The 15,172-nt window shown below is 71.3% G+C and carries 11 protein-coding genes and 1 pseudogene; 1 reads left to right on the forward strand and 11 read right to left on the reverse strand.

The genetic code is table 11. The features are described from left to right. The first annotated feature begins 481 nt into the window (after positions 1-481). Positions 482-2,313 (forward strand): annotated as a pseudogene (locus ACSMXV_RS35220) (bifunctional sugar phosphate isomerase/epimerase/4-hydroxyphenylpyruvate dioxygenase family protein). Between the two features lie 78 nt (positions 2,314-2,391). Here ACSMXV_RS35220 and ACSMXV_RS35225 read toward each other — a convergent pair. From ACSMXV_RS35225 to ACSMXV_RS35275, 11 genes are all read right to left on the reverse strand, one after another. Then, the gene (locus tag ACSMXV_RS35225; RefSeq protein ID WP_473175160.1) at positions 2,392-3,621 is read right to left on the reverse strand and encodes an ATP-grasp domain-containing protein; all 1,230 of its coding nucleotides are present in this window, start codon (positions 3,619-3,621) and stop codon (positions 2,392-2,394) included. 376 nt (positions 3,622-3,997) lie between these two features. Continuing rightward, positions 3,998-5,833, reverse strand: a complete 1,836-nt coding sequence (locus ACSMXV_RS35230) for an AMP-dependent synthetase/ligase (protein WP_473175161.1) — start codon at positions 5,831-5,833, stop codon at positions 3,998-4,000. A gap of 217 nt (positions 5,834-6,050) precedes the next feature. Then, entirely contained in the window at positions 6,051-6,632 is a 582-nt protein-coding gene (locus ACSMXV_RS35235) for a GNAT family N-acetyltransferase (RefSeq protein ID WP_473175162.1), read from the reverse strand. After that, complete coding sequence (locus ACSMXV_RS35240) at positions 6,629-8,293, reverse strand: acyl-CoA synthetase (protein ID WP_473175163.1); 1,665 nt, start codon at positions 8,291-8,293, stop codon at positions 6,629-6,631. Before ACSMXV_RS35240 ends, ACSMXV_RS35235 begins: the two co-directional genes overlap by 4 nt. Before the next feature lie 135 nt (positions 8,294-8,428). After that, complete coding sequence (gene hcaB / locus ACSMXV_RS35245; RefSeq protein WP_473175164.1) at positions 8,429-9,262, reverse strand: 3-(cis-5,6-dihydroxycyclohexa-1,3-dien-1-yl)propanoate dehydrogenase; 834 nt, start codon at positions 9,260-9,262, stop codon at positions 8,429-8,431. Positions 9,263-9,320: 58 nt separating this feature from the next. Beyond that, a complete protein-coding gene (locus tag ACSMXV_RS35250; RefSeq protein ID WP_473175165.1) occupies positions 9,321-10,199 on the reverse strand; it encodes an alpha/beta fold hydrolase in 879 nt (292 codons plus the stop codon). Positions 10,200-10,213: 14 nt separating this feature from the next. After that, positions 10,214-10,837: a 3-phenylpropionate/cinnamic acid dioxygenase subunit beta gene (locus tag ACSMXV_RS35255; RefSeq protein ID WP_473175166.1), complete on the reverse strand. Its 624-nt coding sequence runs from the start codon at positions 10,835-10,837 to the stop codon at positions 10,214-10,216. Between the two features lie 275 nt (positions 10,838-11,112). After that, positions 11,113-12,324, reverse strand: a complete 1,212-nt coding sequence (locus ACSMXV_RS35260) for an NAD(P)/FAD-dependent oxidoreductase (RefSeq protein ID WP_473175167.1) — start codon at positions 12,322-12,324, stop codon at positions 11,113-11,115. Beyond that, positions 12,321-12,674, reverse strand: coding sequence for a bifunctional 3-phenylpropionate/cinnamic acid dioxygenase ferredoxin subunit (locus tag ACSMXV_RS35265; RefSeq protein WP_473175168.1), 354 nt, complete (start codon positions 12,672-12,674; stop codon positions 12,321-12,323). The genes ACSMXV_RS35260 and ACSMXV_RS35265 overlap by 4 nt, the downstream gene beginning before the upstream one ends. Further along, on the reverse strand, positions 12,671-14,008 hold the full coding sequence (locus ACSMXV_RS35270) for an aromatic ring-hydroxylating dioxygenase subunit alpha (protein WP_473175169.1): 1,338 nt from the start codon (positions 14,006-14,008) through the stop codon (positions 12,671-12,673). The genes ACSMXV_RS35265 and ACSMXV_RS35270 overlap by 4 nt, the downstream gene beginning before the upstream one ends. Continuing rightward, complete coding sequence (locus ACSMXV_RS35275) at positions 14,005-14,922, reverse strand: VOC family protein (RefSeq protein WP_473175170.1); 918 nt, start codon at positions 14,920-14,922, stop codon at positions 14,005-14,007. The genes ACSMXV_RS35270 and ACSMXV_RS35275 overlap by 4 nt, the downstream gene beginning before the upstream one ends. Positions 14,923-15,172 lie beyond the last annotated feature (250 nt).

The following is a 15,172-nucleotide window of genomic DNA, read 5'->3' on the forward strand; positions in this document are numbered from 1 at the left end:
CGCCGGACTCGGTGTCCGAGCCGGACCGGGTCTCCGCGCCGGACTCGGTGTCCGAGCCGGACTCGGTGTCCGAGCCGGACCGGGTCTCCGAGCCGGACTCGGTCTCCGCGCCGGACTCGGTGTCCGAGCCGGACCGGGTCTCCGAGCCGGACTCGGTCTCCGCGCCGGAACCGGTCTCCGCGCCGGAACCGGTCTCCGAACCTGACACGGCTCCCGAGTCTGGCCTGGCCTCCGAGGCAGATCGGCCCGAGCCCGTCCCGGCCTCCGCCGCTGACCCGGCTTCCGAGCCAACCCGGCCTCCGAGCCGGACCCGGCTTCCGAGCCGGACCCGGCTTCCGAGCCAACCCGGCCTCCGAGCCGGACCCGGCCTCCGAGGCAGATCGGCCCGAGCCCGGCCCGTCCTCCGAGCCAGACCGGCCCGAGCCTGTCCCGTCCTCCGAGCCACCCCCCGACACAGCACCGACCCCGAAGGAGCACCGCCGTGCGTACGTCCATCGCCACCGTCTCGCTCAGCGGCCCCCTCACCGAGAAACTCACCGCGGCGGCACGGGCCGGCTTCGACGGCGTGGAGATCTTCGAGAACGATCTCCTCGCCAGCCCCCTCACCCCGGAGGAGATCCGCGCCCGCACCGCCGACCTCGGCCTCACCATCGACCTCTACCAGCCGATGCGCGACATCGAGGCCGTCCCGGAGGACGAGTTCGCCCGCAATCTGCGCCGGGCCGAGCACAAGTTCCGGCTGATGCGGCGGCTGGGCGCCGACACGGTGCTCGTGTGCTCCAGCGTCTCGCCGCTCGCCGTGGACGACGACGCACTCGCCGCCGCGCAACTGCGCCGGCTCGCCGAGCTGGCGCAGGATTACGGCATCCGCGTCGCCTACGAGGCGCTCGCGTGGGGCCGGCACGTCAACACGTACGACCACGCCTGGCGCATCGTCGAGGCCGCCGACCACCCGGCGCTCGGCACCTGCCTGGACAGCTTCCACATCCTCGCTCGCGGCTCCGACCCCAAGGGCATCGAGGACATCCCCGGAGACAAGATCTTCTTCCTGCAGCTGGCCGACGCCCCGTTGATGGCCATGGACGTGCTGCAGTGGAGCCGCCACCACCGCTGCTTCCCGGGGCAGGGCGGCTTCGACGTCGCCGGGCTCCTCGGCCACGTCGTACGCGCCGGCTATCAGGGCCGCTCTCGCTCGAGGTCTTCAACGACGTCTTCCGCCAGGCCGACGCGCGCCCGACCGCCGTCGACGCCCAGCGCTCACTGATCGTCCTGCAGGAGGCAACCGGCCTGGCCACCCCGCCGGCCCCGGTCGTACCCACCGGCGTCGCCTTCGCCGAACTCGTCACACCCGACGCCGAACCGGCCTCCGCGCTGCTCGGCGCGCTCGGCTTCGCCCGCACCGCCAGGCACCGCAGCAAGCCGGTGGAGCTGTGGCAGCAGGGCGACGCCCGCGTCCTGCTCAACACCGGTCCGGTCGACAGGCGCGATGCCCTCTCCCTCGCCGCCATCGGCCTGGAGTCCCCGGACCCGGCCGTCGCCGCCCGGCGCGCCGAGGCCCTCCTCGCCCCCGTGCTGCCGCGCCGCCGTGCCCCTGAAGACGCGCCGCTCGACGCCGTGGCCGCCCCCGACGGCACGCAGCTGTTCTTCTGCGCCTCCCCCAAGCTCTCGGCTTCGGGCGAGCAGGGAGGTACCCCCATCCAACCCGAACTCGCCAGCTGGACCGGCGACTTCACGCCCGTCGACCACACCCCCGCAGCGGGCACCGGCGTCCGCGGCATCGACCACCTGGCGCTCACCCAGCCCTGGCACCAGTTCGACGAGGCCGCCCTCTTCCACCGCAGTGTGCTCGGGCTCCAGGCGCAGGAGAGTGTGGATGTCGCCGACCCGTACGGACTGCTGCGCAGCCGCGCCGTCACCAACCCCGACGGCAGCGTGCGGATCGCGCTGAGCGTCGGACCCGCCCCGACCGACGAGGGCGGCCGCGCACAGCACATCGCTTTCGGCGTCGACGACCTCGTCACCGCCGTCCGCCGGGTGAGGGAGGCCGGCGGCCGGCTCCTGCCGGTGCCCGCCAACTACTACGACGACCTGGCCGCCCGCTACGAGTTCGCCCCCGGCGAGTTGGAGACCTACCGCGAACTCGGCATCCTCTACGACCGCGACGAGCACGGCGAGTTCCGCCACTGCTACACCGAGACCGTCGGGCGCGTCTTCTTCGAGCTCGTCCAGCGCGACGGGGGCTACCGCGGCTACGGCGCCCAGAACGCCCCCGTACGCCTGGCCGCGCAGCACGCCCTGCGGCCGGGGCGCTGACTCAGGCGATCGGCAGATCCGCATCCGCGGGCATAGGGAGCGGAAGAGGGCTCCCACGGCGCGTTCCGCTGGTGCGGCCTAAGGACCGGGCGCGACTGAGGCAGCCGGCGAGACGGAGGCAGCCGGTGCGATGGCGGCAGCCTGCGCCGCCGAGGCAGCCGGTGCCACGCCTGCGGCGGCAGCCGGTGCCACCGCTGCTGCGGACGCCGGTGCCGCCTCGGGAACCGGTCCCGAGGAGGGCGCCGGTACGAGCGGCAGGGAGTCCGTCCGCTGCTGAGGGAGCGTCACCGGACGCACCGGCCGGGGCCCCGCGACCACCGCGTAGTCCGGGCCCAGGAAGTCCGGTGTCAGATCGCCGGGGTCCTCGCCGAGTGCCAGGCGGACGGCGGACCACGGGACGTTCAGCCCGCACTGGGAGAGCTGGTGGAGGCCGCCCGCCGGGCGGGTGTTGACGTCCATGAGGACCGGTTCGCCGTCATGGAGGCGGTACTGGATGTTGGTGAGCCAGTGCAGCCCGAAGGTCTCGGCGAGGCGGCGGGACGGCTCGGTCCAGGACGGGTGGAGCGTGAACCCGCGGCGGCGGCCGTGCTTGGTGCGGCCCACCGCCATACGGACCCGGCCGTCCGGCCCGGTGAGGCAGTCCACGGACACCTCCGGCTCGTCCAGCCGCGGCATGACCAGCCAGTCCACGGGCTCGTCGGCGTCGCACAGGGCGTCGACGACCAGGTTCAACGGGACGTACGGGCTGGGGAAGCCGGTCAGGTGCATCAGCGAGAAGGCGGAGCGCGTGACGACGCGGAAGCCGACACCGCCCGCCCCGGCCGCGGGCTTGAAGCACGCCTTGTGGCCCGTGGCCTCGATCGCCTCGACGGCCGCGACCAGCTCGTCCGCGGTGCGCACCCGCCACCACGGCGGCACCGGAACCCCGGCGGTCGCCGCCGCTTCATAGGCGGCGGCCTTGTCCTGGAAGGTGGCGATGGCCTCGGCCGGCGGGGCCAGCAGTACGGTGCCGAGGGCGGCGAAGTCCTCGCGGTGCGCCGCGATGACTCCCTGGTGCAGCACCGGCACGAAGACGTCGATCGCGAGCTGGGCGCACTGCGCCAGCGCGTATTCGACGTATGCGGCGGGGGACAGGCCCTCGGGCTCCAGCGCCGCGGTGTCCGCGGCGGCCAGGACCGGCGAGTCGGGATCACCGTGGGTGGCATGGATCTCGACCCGGGCGCCATGGGGATTGGACCGTAGCTGATCCATGAAGAAGACGTTCTCCGCGTACGTGCGGTTGAGCCAGACGCGTACGCGAGAGACCATTCAGGCCGCCTTCCAAGGGTCGGGCAGGGTACGGCGCAGCGGGCCGAACCCGGCCAGGGGGAGATGAGGGACACGGAGCCGTTGTGCGCATGCGAGGTGTCGCGGCGGCCCGTGTGTTGGGGCGATCATAAGGGCCAGGCGGCTGTCGTGCTGCTACGTGCATGTTAAGAAATCACTGGCCACGGCCCTTGCTGCCGACTGCATACCGGAGCCCCCGGCTCCGATCTTCCCGAGGCACCGGTTCGGTGGCGAGCGGAGTCACCGAATCCGGGATACTCCGTCACCGGTTCCCGGACCGGGAGTTACCGGTTCCGGGACCGGAGGTCACTGGATTACCGGTTCCGGGACCGGAGGTCACTGGTTCCGGGCCCCGGAGTCACCGGCTCCGGGCATAAAGGGCGTCGATCTCCCGCTTGAACGCGGTCACGATCGCGCTGCGCCGGAGCTTCAGGGACGGCGTCATGAACCCGTTGGACGTACTGAACTCCTGCGGCAGGATGCGGAACGCGCGGATGGACTCGGCCCGCGAAACACCGGTGTTGACGCGCGTCACCGTCCGCTGGATCAGGGCCCGGAGGTCGTCGTCGTCCGTCACCTCCTCGGGACTCGCCTGCGGCTTGCCCATCATCTTCCGCCAGTTGACGACAGCCGTGGGGTCCAGCGTGATGAGGGCCGCGACGTAGGGCTGGTTGTCGCCGACCACCAGGCACTGCGAGACCATCGGGTCCTCGCGCAGCTGCTCCTCGAGGGCCAGCGGGGCCACGCTCTTGCCGCCGCTGGTGATGATGATGTCCTTCTTCCGGCCCGTGATGACGAGATAGCCGTCGTCGTCGAGGCACCCGACGTCGCCGGTCGCGAACCAGCCGTCGCGGAGCACCTGGTCGGTGGCCTCGCGGTTGTTGAGATAGCCGAGGAAGACGACGTCGCCGCGCACCCACACCTCGCCGTCCGGCGCGATGTGCACCGTGTTGCCCGGCAGCGGCTTGCCGACCGTGCCGAACTTGACCCGGTGCACCGGTTGAGCGGTCACCGCGGCGGACGTCTCGGTGAGGCCGTAGCCGTCGTAGACCGTGATGCCGGCGCCGGCGAAGAACAGGCCCAGGTGGCGGCGCAGCGTCGAACCGCCGGACACCGCGTACCGCACGCGCCCGCCGAGAACGGCTCTCATCCGCGCGTAGACCGCGTGCTCGTACACCGCGTGCTGCATTCTCAGTGCCGGGCCGGGACCGTGCCCCTTGCCGTGGGTCTGCCGCTCCAGCGCCTCCGCATAGCGCACCGCGACGTCCACGGCCTTGTCGAACGCGGCGAGCTTGCCCGTCTCCTCGGCGGCGAGCCGGGCGCGTTGGAAGATCTTCTCGAAGATGTACGGGACGGCGAACAGGAACGTCGGGCGGAACGAGTCGAGCGCGGCCAGCAGCGCGTCGGGCGTCATGTCGGGCTGGTGGCCGAGCCGGATCCCGCCGCGCAGACAGCAGACCACCACGATGAGCCCGTAGCAGTGCGCGACCGGCAGGAAGGTGAGGATCGACGGCTCATCGCCGGGTTCGGCGACGAGCTCGCGCCAGCCCGAGATGAGCGTGTCGCACTCGGCGGCCAGGCTCGCATGGGTGAGCAGGCAGCCCCGGGGGCGTCCCGTGGTACCGGAGGTGTAGAGGACCGCGGCGATCTGCTGCGGCTGGACCGACGCGAGCTGCCGGGTGACCGCGTCGTCCGGCACGTCCTGGCCGGCCTCGACCAGCTGGCGCACACCTCCGGAGTCCAGCTGCCACATGTGGGCCAGCAGTGGCATGGAGCCGCAGATCGCACCGACCGTCATCGCATGGTCCTCGTGCTCGACCACGATCGCCGCGGCCTGGGTGTCGTCCAGGATCCAGCGCACCTGTTCCGACGACGACGTCGGGTAGACGGGCACGACGCGGGCGCCGACGGACCACAGGGCGTACGCCAGCAGCGTCCACTCGTAGCGCGTACGGGACATCAGGGCGACCCGGTCGCCGAACCGGATGCCGCTGGCGAGGAACCCCTTCGCGACGGCCAGCACCTCGTCGCGGAACTCGGCCGCCGTCACCGGATACCACTCGTTCGGCTGCCTCTCCGAGCGGCGGGACAACTGCACGAACCCCGGGGTCTGCTGGGCCACTTGGAAGACGGAGTCCGCGAGCCCGCCCGAGCGCAGCGGCTCCACCAGACGCGAAAGGCTGACCTCCTGCACCCGCCCGCCTCCTTCCCGCGCACAGCAACCGCCGTGCGTCAGACCCCCGCACGGCGGCGCCGTGCGTCAGACGACAGGCAGCACACAACCCCCGCTACGCGCGTGGCTGCCCAGAGGAAGAATACGGTCCGCACTGGCGCGGTCACTCACATCGCGCCCGAATCGATAGGGAAGACCCAAAGAGAGCCCGGGAAGGACGAGTTCGGCGGCTCAGGGCTCAATGGGGCATGGCGTCAAGAGATGTCGCGATCGTGGTGACCGCGGAAGGCTCCGCGACGAGCAGAGCCACGCTGCGGTGCGGAAGGTCGGCATCGGTCACGTGCCGGAACCCGCCGGCCTCGAAGTCGCCCACAGCCGCTGCGTCCTCCACATCGACGGCCGCCGTCACCCTCCGGCAGCGCGGATCCGACGCGAAAAGGGCCGAGGTCAGCTCGGGCAGAAGGCGCGCGATCAGCTGCCGGCCGGCGGACCGGGGGACGCCGGGGACGAGTTCGAGCGCGAGGTCGTGGGCGCCCACGGGGTAGCAGGCGCGCAGGGGATGGTGGAGGACCCGGTGCACCTCCAGATAGATCACGGGCTGGCCGTCGAGGCTGACGATGCAGGGCCGTGCGGCCCGTCCCGCCAGTTGCGCGCGGATCTCGTCCTGGAGGACATCACGGGACCGGTCGACGCCGGATGCGGCGAACCATCCGTGGACGAGCCCGAGATCCGCGACCGGATCTGCCGGACGCAGCGTCCAACCGTCGGCGAGGGGCGGTGTCGGGGGCGGCGGTACCGTCCCGGTGGTGAGGGCGGTCATGGGCGTGGAGCCTTCGTCGGCTCGGGCTCGGGCTCGGGCTCGGCCTCGCGCTCCGGCTCCGGCTCTTGGGCGGTCTGCTGGTCGACCCACGCCCGCAGCTCTGCCTTCGCGAGCTTGCCGCTGCCGTTGCGGGGCAGTTCGTCGATGGTCAGGATCCTGGTGGGCAGCTTGTAGCGGGCGAGATGCCGCCCGCCGAACTCCCGTATCTCCTCCAGGGTGGGCTCGACGCCCGGCTTGCACGTGAGGACGGCCAGCACGGTCTCGCCCCACTTGGCGTGTGGCACGCCTATGACGGCCACCTCCATCACGCCCGGGAAGTCGGCGAGGACCCGCTCCACCTCCGCCGGATACACGTTCTCGCCACCGCTGATGATCATGTCCTTGATGCGGTCGACGACGTAGTAGAACCCGTCGCTGTCCCGGTAGCCGATGTCGCCGGAGTGGAACCATCCGGCGTCGTCGAAGGCCTTGCCGGTGGCGGACGGGTTGTTCCAGTAGCCGGGTGTGACATTGGGGCCCCGGACGCAGATCTCGCCGCGTACCTCGGGTGCGGTGATCTTCGAGCCGCTGCCGGGGGCGAGCAGGCACACCTCGGTGTACGGCATGGGGGCACCGGCAGAGCCGGCCTTGTCCAGGGTCAGCCCGGGCGGCAGATAGGTGGCGAACGGGGAGGTCTCGGTCAGCCCCCACGCCTGCTGGAGGTGTACGCCGTGCTGGGTCGCGTAATCGCGGATGAGCTGCGGCGGCACCGGGGCACCGGCGACGACGACCGCCCGCAGGTTGCTGAGGTCGGCTTCGGCGAAGCCGGGGGTGTGGGCGAGGGCCGTGAACATCGCCGGTACGGCGAAGAAGCTGGTCACGCGGTGGCGGACCAGGTCGTCGAGGCACTGCGCCGGATTGAAGGTGCGGCGCACCACGACCCTGCCGCCGCGCAGGAGCGCACGCAGGGTGAGGGCGTTGAGGCCGCCGATGTGGAACAACGGCGCCACAGCCAGATTGATGTCGTCGGGCCGGGTCTCCACCACGCTGTCGACGTTCACGGCGTTCCACCAGACGTTGCCGTGGGTCAGCATCACTCCCTTCGGCCGTCCCGTGGTGCCGGAGGTGTACATCAGCATCGCGAGGTCGTCGTCGTACAGCGCCACCGGGGCCAGCCCTTCGTCGGCGGAACCCAGCAGCTCCGACAGCGGGGTCCACACGGCGGGCGGCGTGACTGGGGGAGGAGCCGAGAGCTTGGGGGAGGCCGGGCAGGCCGGGTCGGTGTCCACCAGCACATGGCGGCGGGCCGGCACCTCCGTCAGGACCGACTCGACCAGAGGCCGGTGGCCCTCCTCGACGACCAGGGTGTGGGCGCCGCAGTCGGTCAGGATGTGGCGGACCTCGTCGGCCGCGAGCCGGTGGTTCACGGGCACGAAGACCGCCCCGAGGTGCGCGGCGGCGAGCAGGGTCTGGAGGAGGACCGCGCTGTTGAGCCCCAGGTACGCGATGCGGTCGCCGCGGCGGAGGCCGTGCGAGGCCAGGCCCGTGGCCAGTTCGTGGACGACCGTGCCGAGTTCGGCCGACGAGATCTCGGTGCCCTCGTAGAGCAGAGCGGTGCTGCTGCCGGCATAGCGGGCTCTGCGATGCACGGCGGAGGCGGGGCTGATGTCGACTGCTGCCATGACGGCTCCTTCGGCTCACGGCAAGTGGATCATTTGGGGACGTGGGCTTGCTCAGGGGGTCTGTCTCTAGGGGCTTGTTCAAAGGTCTGCGGTTTGTGGGGCTTGTTCACAGGTCTGCGGCCTGTGGGGGCTTGTTCAGAGGTCTGCGCCGCCGGCCGAGCTGCGGAAGCCGCGTACGGCGATGCCTCCGTCCACCGGGACGACGGCACCCGTGATGTTGCCGCTGTTCCGGCGGGAGGCGAGCAGCACATACGTGCCGGTGAAATCCTCAGGTTCGACGCTCGCCTCGTACAGAGGTATGTGCGGTCTTTCTCCGGCGCCCTCGTTCCGGGCGAAGGAGTCCGCGATGACCCGCCGCTCCAGGCCCAGGCTCTCCGGGCCGCGCAACTGGGTGCGCATGCCTCCGCAGGCCACGCCGTTGACGCGGACCTTGGGCGCCAGCTCGTAGGCGAACTCGCGGACGAGCCCGAGGCAGGCGTGCTTGCTCGCCGTGTAGACCGGGCCGCCGCCGTTGGTGTGGAACGACGAGTTGGACAGGGTCATGATGATGCTGCCGCGGGTGGCCACCAGTTCCCGCCAGGCGGCCTCGACGGCGAGCAGATAACCCTTGACGTTCACGGCGAACACCTCGTCGAAGGCCTCCGCCAGCTCATGGCCCGACAGCCGGGTGACGCTGCGGTGGTAGTCCCAGATCCCGGCGTTGGGGACGAGGATGTCGAGCTTGCCGAAGCGGTCGACGGCGGCCTTGACCGCCGCGTGCAGATCGTCGGGGGAGCGTACGTCGCCCGTGACGGGCAGGACCCGGTCGGCGAGTTCACCGGCCGCGGTCACGACGGCGTCCAGCCGGTCTCGGTCGCGGTCCAGGACGGCGACGCTCGCCCCCTCGGCGAGATAGCGCAGCGCGACGGCGCGGCCGAGGCCGGAGGCGCCACCGGTGATCAGGGCGACATCGCCCTCGAGCCAGCCCATCGGTTCACCTGTTCCCATCGCTTCCGCTGTCCCCATCGCTTCCGCTGTCCCCATCGGTTCAGCTCTCCCTGAGGAAGCCGGTCACCAGGCGCTCGAACTCCGCCTGGCGCTCCAGCTGGACCCAGTGGCCGCAGCCGCCGAAGACGTGGAGCTGCACGTCGCGGATCTGCTTGAGCATGAGCTGCGCGCCGTCGAGGGTGATGGTGCGGTCGTCGCGGCCCCACAGCAGCAGCGTCGGCGCCTTGATCTTGTGGACGCGCTGCCAGAGGGGGTCCATGCCGTGGCGCTTGGCGAAGGCCGCGTTGTACGCGTGGTAGAAGGCGATGTGCGACTCGTCGAGGGAGGCCTCGTAGCGGGCCTGGACGGTGTCCTCCCAGCGCTTCGGCTCGGCGGTCATGACGCGGATGAAGTCCCGCATCTTCTTCACCGTGGGGCCTTCGCCGTTGTAGTAGCGGAACATCGCCTTCTGGCCCTCGGTCGGGGTGGGGCCGAAGGGGAGCCAGCCGCCGCCGGGCGCCATCAGCACCAGCTTCTCCACGCGTTCCGGGACTTCGAGCGCGGTGGCGATGGCGGCCGCGCCGCCCAGGCTGTTGCCCAGCAGGTGGAAGCGGTCGATGCCCAGGGCGTCCAGGGTCTGCAGCAGCGCGTCGACGGTGATCTCGGTGATGCTGCGGGTTTCCAGGTCCGCCTGGGTGGGGCGGTAACTGCGGCCGAAACCGGGCTGGTCGGGCAGGACCACACGGAAGTGCGGGGCCAGGGCGGCGAGGTTCTGCCGGTAGTTGGCGACTCCGCTCGCGCCCGGACCGCCGCCGTGCAGCATCACCAGTACGGGGCCCTCGCCGGCGTCGCTGACCGAGATCGGGCCGAGGGTGGTCCGCACGGTGTGCTCGACGAGCTTCGGCTCGGCGGGGCTGACGGGTTCGGTGGCAGTGGTCACGTCGGGACTCCGGTTCACAGGAAGGTGCTGATGTTCTTGGCGAGCAGGACGTTCTGGTCGAGGAGGATCGTGCGGCGGGCGATCAGCAGACCGCCGTCCGTGCCGCGGCGCAGGACGTCGGTGCGGCAGCCGGCGTAGATGTCGACCTCGCGTTCCAGGCGGTTGCGGTAGCAGAGGAACGCCGACTCGGCGACGTACTGCCCCGGTTCGTCGTCAGGGCGCACGATGACGTTGGTGATCAGATGACGCGTACGCGATGGCGGGTCCTCGGCCCAGGCCATGCCGGAGTCGAATCGCCGGATGCGCCACGCCAGGCTCGCCTTGGTCTCGTCGAAGATCGCCACCTCGCCGGGGGCGCCGTCGGCGAGGCTCTGCTGGCGGCGCAGCCGGTTGGTGCGTACCGGCGCCCAGTAGTGCAGGTCGTCTGCGAGAAGCTCCAGCCAGTCGGCGTACCGGTGCTGGTCGAGCAACTGTGCCTCGAGGTGGTAGAGGCGCTGCACCTCGAAGTGGAGCAGCATGTCGTCGAGGGCTGCGGCCGGTGCTGCCGAGCTGGGTGCGGCTTCCTGGGCCGGTGCGCCGGGTTCCAGGGCCGATCCGGTGGACGTGGCGGCTGTGGGCTCCTCGGTTCGGATGCTCATGGGGTCCTTCCTTGCGGGGCCGCGCTGCTGTGAGCCATCCCAGCGCGGAGCGGCGGGATGGGGGAGCCGGTGTGCCGAGGAGCGGCACACCGGGTGCGCGGCGGGGTCGGGCGCGGGCGGAACGGGGCTGTCGGCGGCGGCGTACGAGGCGGATGGCGGACGGGACAGGCCAGGCGGATCGGACGGGACAGGCCAGGCAGATCGGACGGCCGTTGCACAGCGTCGGCCGCCCGTGGCGCACGGCGCACGGCGCCCGCCGCCCGGCCGCCGTGCGGTCAGCCGCGCAACAGCGTGCGCAAGTCCGCCGACTCGTCGGCGAGGCGTGTGGCGTCGACCGCGACGCCCCGGTCGATGAGTCGCTGGGCGGCCTTGATGTCGCGCCCGCGATCGATCGCAGCGGCCGCGACGACCCGGTCCGCGCGCAGCCCGAAGGCCGTGAAGGCGCCGCCGTCGAGCGAGCCGCGCAGCACGGTCCGGTCGGCCAGGGCCATCGTGCCGACGGCCTCAAGGCGGCTGCCATGCCGGTCCGACCAGAACCAGAGTGCCTGCTCAGCGGGCGCCGGCCGTCCCAGCAGACCCGCCGCCGCGGCCTGTCCGCCGCGCTGCGCGGCATCCCAGTGCTCATGGCGTACGGCGTGGCCGTCGCGGCCCGCCACGTCGCCGACGGCGAAGACGTTCGGCTGCGAGGTGCGCTGCTCATCGTCGACGACGATGCCGTTGTCGACCACGAGGTCGGCCGATTCTGCGAGTTCCGTCGCCGGACGGATGCCGATGCCGACCACGACCGTGTCGGCGGGCACCGGCTGCGCGAGCCCGCTGATGTGCAGCAGCACCTCGTCGGCTCCGGCCGGGCGCTCGATCCGCTCCACACCGCCGGTGACGACCCGGATGCCCTCGGCCGTGTGCCGTCGGTGCAGCGCCTCGGCGATCTCGCTGCCCACTGCGGCGACGAGTGGCACCGGCACCGGGTCGATCAGCGTGACCCGGCAGCCGAGCGCGACCGCGACCGCGGCCGTCTCGGCGCCGATCAGTCCCGCGCCGACGACGGCCACCCGCGCGCCGGGCAGCAGCCGCTCCCGCAGCCGTTCCGACTCCTCCCAGGTACGCAGGAGATGCACGGCCGGGTCGTCGCCGCCGGGTACGGGCAGGGCGCGCGGCGTACCGCCGGTGGCCAGCACGATCCGGTCGGCGGACACCGCCGAGCCGCCGGACAGCTCCACGGCGCCCTCGGCCGGGCGTATCCCGCTGACGGTGGTGCCCGGCCACAGCTCCACGCCCTGCTGCTCGTACCACTCGGCGGGGCGCAGCAGGATGTCCTCGCGCCGGGCCTTGCCCAGCAGTACGTCCTTGCTGAGCGGCGGACGGTCGTACGGCAGGCCCTCCTCGGCCGAGAACAGCACCAGTTCGCCGTCGTAGCCCCCTGAGCGCAGCGCGTCGCAGGTGGAGACGGCGGCCAGGCCCGCCCCGACGATGGCGATGCGCCTCATACGGTGGGCTCCTCGCCGGGGTGCAGCCAGATCTCGCCGTCGCGGACGTCGACCCGGTGCGCACGGGCGCCGACGGTCGCGGGCATGCACTGGACCTCGCCGGTCTTCAGGCAGAAGCGGGCGCTGTGCAGCGGGCACTCGACCTCGCCGCCCTCGATCCAGCCCTCGGCGAGGGAGGCCTGGCCGTGGGTGCAGGTGTCGTCGAGCGCGTAGTAGGCGCCCTCGTCGTGGAAGACGGCGATCGCGTCGCCGTGGCCGGTCTGCTCGGCCGGGACCTTGATCGCTTCTCCCTCGGCGATGTCCCCGGCCACGGCGACGCGGATTCCCGTGCTGGTACCGGTGTTGCTCATGGGGTGTCCTTCTCGTGATCCGTCTCGTGGACCTTCTCGTGATCCGTCTCGTGCCAGGCAGGGGTGTTCATCAGGTCGCGCCAGCGGGCGTAGAAGCCGCGGGCGGCGCCGTCGGAGTACAGGTGTCCGGTCGTGCCGGGGTGGGTGCCGTCCTCGGTCTCACTGCCCAGGCCCATCTGGTAGTTGAGGGCCATGGAGCCCGCCATGAAGCCGTGGGCGGTGGCCTGGCACTCGCTCCAGTTCTCGCCGTCGTCCTGCTCGAAGATGCCGGTCGGTCCGAAGGTGCGCAGGTTGTACAGGCGTTGGGCGTTCTTGACCTCGTCGGGCATCGACTTGTCGACGAGTGTCCAGGCCCAGACCTCCATCCTGTCCGGGCCCTTGGGGTGCCAGACGCGGATGGAGCCGTTGACGGGCAGGTACGAGAAGTTGGGGAAGACCGTGGCGTGACCGGTGGTCATCGGCCCCTCGACCCGTGTGTCGCCGAGGCGCTCGCGCAGGTTCTCGTAGTCGTAGTACTGGTGCACGACACGGTCGTCGAAGCGGCTCTTGGGGTGCGTCGGGAAGCCGGCGCCGTGCCCGTTCGGGTCGGTGTACTGGCGGCCCGGCGTCTGCACGATCTCCGCCTTCGGGCCCTTGCCGGACGGCGACATGACCATCAGGGCCGAGGCATGCGAGATGTTGACGTGGTACCAGTCGGAGGCGAACTGCTCGGCGGCGAGCTTCCAGTTGCCCTCAAGGACCCACTTGTGGACGCCGCCGACCACCTCGGTGCCCTCCGGGTCCCGGTCGAGCATGGCGTCCATGTACCAGGTCATGTCGCCCAGTGCCTCGCGCAGCGGCGGGGCCTCGGGGTTCCAGGTGGCGAAGATCAGGCCCTTGTAGGTGTCCAGCTGGGCGACCTCGGTCAGGCCCCACTTGTCCTGGTCGAACCCGGCCGGGTAGCCGTCCCGGTTGGGTACGTTGATCAGCTTCCCGGACGTGTCGTAGGACCAGCCGTGGTAGCTGCAGGTGAACGCCTTGGTGGCACCGGCGTCCGCACGGCACACGCGCATGCCCCGGTGGCGGCAGGCGTTCAGGAACGCCCGGATACGCCGGTCGCGACCCATGGTGACGATGACCGGATCCTCACCCATGTACGTGGTGAAGAAGTCGCCCGGCTTGTTGAACTGGCTCTCGTGCGCGAGGAACAGCCAGCTCGGCGCGAAGACCCGGCGCAGCTCCTGCCGGTACAGCGTCTCGTCGCTGAAGATCGAGCGGTCGATCAGTCCCTGGCCGAGGTCGAAGAGGGGGCTGACATCAGCGGCGGCAGCGGCGGTACGGGGCAGGGCGCTCACGCCTGGGCTCCTTCCGCGGCGGCCTGCGCCGGCCTGGGCGGGCGGCGGTGCCCCCACAGGCTGGTCCCGTCGACCCGGGTGGCGACCCAGGGGTCGGATACCGTGATCGCGCCATAGCCGTACTCGACCTCGAAGCCGGACGGCGTGACCGCGTAGAACGACAGCATCTTGTCGTTGCTGTGCCGCCCGATCGTGAGCGCGATGGGGGCGCCGCCGTCCAGGCACCTGTCGTACGCGTACCCGACGGTGTCGTAGTCGTCGACCTCCAGCATGAAGTGGAACAGCTCGCCCGGGTCGATGTCCTTCTTCGGCTTGCGCTCGGGGTCGATCACCAGGCCGGCGAAGGCCAGGCTGTGGTGGCGCGGGTTGGTGTGCAGGAAGGCGATGCGCTTGCGGCCGAGGTCGCAGAAGTCGCTGACCCTGAAGCCGAGCAGCTCGGTGTAGAAACGGTACGTCGCCTCGAAGTCGTCCACGTTGAACACCACGTGTCCCAGGCCCTGGTCGCCGGTGACGAACCGTGCGCCGGTGGGGGAGACGAACGGGGTGGTCGCTGTGCGGGCGCCGTGGAACAGCTCGACGCGGATGCCGTTCGGGTCCTCGAGGTGGACCAGGCCCAGCACGTCACGCTCGCGCAGCAGCGCCTCGTCGGCGCGCTTGACCACGACACCGGCGGCCTCCAACTCCGCTGCGGCCGCGTCCAGTTCGGCCGGTCCTGGCAGCTCCCAGCCGACGTACGCGAACTCCTCGGCGTCGCTCTGGTGGAGCGCGATCCGCCAGTCGCGGTCGTCCACGCGCATCCGCAGCCCGTCCTCGGTGGTCCGGGACTGCAGGCCGAGGACGTCCTCGGCGAAGGTGCGCCATTCATCGATCCGCCGGGTGCGGAGTCCGAAGTATCCGAGTCCGCTGAGTTGCATCGCGGATCCCTTCTGGCTGGGGGCGTACGAGGTGCTGTGTCGTGTCCGGTGTCGGTCCACCGGACGGTCGCGGTCAGCGAAGGCAGCCGGTCCGAGGGGACGGAACGTTCCTGGTGGTGTCGCAGGTGACGTGTTGCTGCATGCCCACAGGACATCTCGATGCCGCCGCCGGACCCAGCCGATGTGCCGTTCTGCGGCACGCGGCGTCCGTGAGGAACCGGCGTGCCGCATGGCGGCACACGCGCATGCG

It is taken from the genome of Streptomyces sp. DSM 42067, from assembly GCF_055792885.1.

Coding starts and splice junctions, on each gene's coding strand:
- ACSMXV_RS35240 (WP_473175163.1), bottom strand. CDS start 8,293: ATGGCAGCAGTCGACATCAGCCCCGCCTCCGCCGTGCATCGCAGAGCC.
- ACSMXV_RS35260 (WP_473175167.1), bottom strand. CDS start 12,324: ATGAGGCGCATCGCCATCGTCGGGGCGGGCCTGGCCGCCGTCTCCACC.
- ACSMXV_RS35225 (WP_473175160.1), bottom strand. CDS start 3,621: ATGGTCTCTCGCGTACGCGTCTGGCTCAACCGCACGTACGCGGAGAAC.
- ACSMXV_RS35235 (WP_473175162.1), bottom strand. CDS start 6,632: ATGACCGCCCTCACCACCGGGACGGTACCGCCGCCCCCGACACCGCCC.
- ACSMXV_RS35265 (WP_473175168.1), bottom strand. CDS start 12,674: ATGAGCAACACCGGTACCAGCACGGGAATCCGCGTCGCCGTGGCCGGG.
- ACSMXV_RS35275 (WP_473175170.1), bottom strand. CDS start 14,922: ATGCAACTCAGCGGACTCGGATACTTCGGACTCCGCACCCGGCGGATC.
- hcaB (WP_473175164.1), bottom strand. CDS start 9,262: ATGGGCTGGCTCGAGGGCGATGTCGCCCTGATCACCGGTGGCGCCTCC.
- ACSMXV_RS35255 (WP_473175166.1), bottom strand. CDS start 10,837: ATGAGCATCCGAACCGAGGAGCCCACAGCCGCCACGTCCACCGGATCG.